Source organism: Nguyenibacter vanlangensis (assembly GCF_013376155.1).
GTDB lineage: Bacteria > Pseudomonadota > Alphaproteobacteria > Acetobacterales > Acetobacteraceae > Gluconacetobacter > Gluconacetobacter vanlangensis.
The window spans coordinates 1-2,293 of sequence record NZ_JABXXP010000466.1; the positions used below are offsets into that span (position 1 = coordinate 1).

The following is a 2,293-nucleotide window of genomic DNA, read 5'->3' on the forward strand; positions in this document are numbered from 1 at the left end:
GAAATCACGGTGGACCAGGCACGCACCGCGCCGATCCCGATCGTCATTCCCGTGCTGGGCGGCGACATGGGCCAGCAGATCAGCGGCGTCGTGTCGGCCGACCTGGGCAATTGCGGCCTGTTCGCCCCGGTCAGCGGCGCGCTGCCGGTGGGCGTGCCGGATTTCGGCACCTATAAGTCGCTGGGTGCCCGCGCGCTGGTCAGCGGCACCGCCACCAGCAGCGGCGGCGCGCTGCGGGTCGAATTCCGCCTGTGGGATGTGCTGACCGGCCAGCAGATCCAGGGCACGGCCTATACCGCCGGCGTGAACGAGGCCCGCAAGATCGCCCATATCATCGCCGACGTGATCTACGAGCGGATGCTGGGCGAGAAGGGCTATTTCAACACCCGCATCGCCTATATCGCCCGCTCGGGCCCCCGCGCGCACCAGACGACGCGCCTGGCGATCATGGACCAGGACGGCGCCAACAGCCATTATCTGTCCGGCGGGCAGTGGCTGACCCTGACTCCGCGCTTCAGCCCCACCAGCGACCAACTGGCCTTCATGTCCTACGCCAACAACCGGCCGCGGGTGTATCTGCTGAACCTGGCCACCGGCCGGCAGCAATTGCTGGGCGATTTCGAAGGAATCTCCTTCGCGCCGCGCTTCGCGCCCGACGGTCGGTCGGTCGTCATGTCGGTTACGCGCGGCGCGGGGTCGGATATCTATACGGTCGACCTGGTGTCGCGCGTCAAGCGGCAGCTCACCGCTTCGGGCGCCATCGACACCAGCCCGTGCTACAGCCCCGACGGCTCGCAGATCGTCTTCAATTCCGATCGCGGCGGCTCGCCGCAGCTTTATATCATGAGCGCGGGCGGCGGCGGCGCGCGGCGCATCTCCTACGGCACGGGCACTTATGGCTCGCCGGTCTGGTCGCCGCGCGGCGACCTGATCGCCTTTACCCGCATCGCCAACGGCAGCTTCTCGCTGGGCGTCATGGCGCCCGACGGCACCGGCGAACGGATCATGACCCAGGGTTTCACGGTCGACAGCCCCAGCTTCTGCCCGAACGGGCGGGTCATCGCCTTCTGCCGTCAGTCGGCGGCCGGCCCCGGCGGAGCCGGCTTCTCGACGGGTATCAGCACGGTGGATATCACCGGCTTCCATGAGCGGCCGATTCCGGTCGGCGGGGCGTCCGACCCGGCCTGGTCGCCGCAGAACGGTTAAGTTTTAAAGACCGGAAAGGCACATTACTGTGCTTTTCCGGTCAATACTGACAGAAGATATCCGCCGTGCGCGAAGGGCATCTTGACCTGCCACCGCGTCTGGCGTTAACGGGCGGGTGGTCTCCAGTGTTCGCAACGTTCTGTCGCCCGGTTGTTGACGGAACAAAACGAGTGTCGGGACCAAGTCCTTACCCGACTACTTAATCATAATGGTTCCGTGCGGGAACCGATCTCAGGATCTAAAATAATGAGACTGAAGCTTCTTGGTGCGCTTGGCATGGCCGTGCTTCTGGCGGCGTGCTCTGGAAATAAGGAAACGGGGGCAACGACGGGTACCGGGGCCGCCGCGCAGACCTCGGGCGTCACGCCGGGCAGCGAGGCCGACCTGGTCGCCAATGTCGGTGACCGCGTGTTCTTCGACTTCAACAAGAACGCGCTCTCCAGCGAGGCCCAGGCCACTCTCGATCGTCAGGCCGCCTGGCTGGCCAAGTATCCGCAGGTCACGATCGAAGTCGCGGGCAACTGCGACGACCGTGGCACCGAGGAATACAACATCGCCCTGGGCGAGCGTCGCGCCAATGCGGCGCGCGACTACCTGGTGGCGAAGGGCGTCGCCGCTTCGCGCATCACGACGATCTCCTACGGCAAGGATCGTCCGACGGCGACCGGCGACGACGAGCAGTCGTGGGCCCAGAACCGCAACGCGATCACGTCGGTTCGCTGAGCGTCTCGGCAGACTCTCCATCTGTCCGAACAAACCGGCCAGGCGCACGTCGCCTGGCCGGTTTTGTTTTGCGCGCAGCGTTCCGTCCCCCATGTCCTTCCTTCGGGTCCGTCACGGAGCCCGCGCGGCATCTTCACGCCTCTGGGGCGCAGGTGCATAACAGGGGCGGTCTCTCTGACCTCGTATCGTCGCGTGCGATCATGGCCGGCCTGCGGGCGGTGCTGATCCACTCTTGGGGAATCCGTTCATGCGGCTTGCTGCATTCCGCCCTTCTTCGCCATTTCATGGTCGCGGCATCCGGCCCGCGCGGGCAGGGGGGCTGGCGCTGCTGGGTCTGCTGGCCGGCCTGACCAGCCTGTCGCCG

General features: G+C 66.1%; 2 protein-coding genes. Both read left to right on the forward strand.

Going from position 1 to position 2,293, the window contains the following annotated elements:
* Positions 1–1,206: Tol-Pal system beta propeller repeat protein TolB (gene tolB, locus HUK84_RS15340; RefSeq protein ID WP_176641059.1), on the forward strand; the 1,206-nt coding region annotated here is incomplete at its 5' end.
* Between the two features lie 246 nt (positions 1,207–1,452).
* Positions 1,453–1,929, forward strand: a complete 477-nt coding sequence (gene pal / locus HUK84_RS15345; protein WP_176641060.1) for a peptidoglycan-associated lipoprotein Pal — start codon at positions 1,453–1,455, stop codon at positions 1,927–1,929.
* Positions 1,930–2,293: the final 364 nt, after the last annotated feature.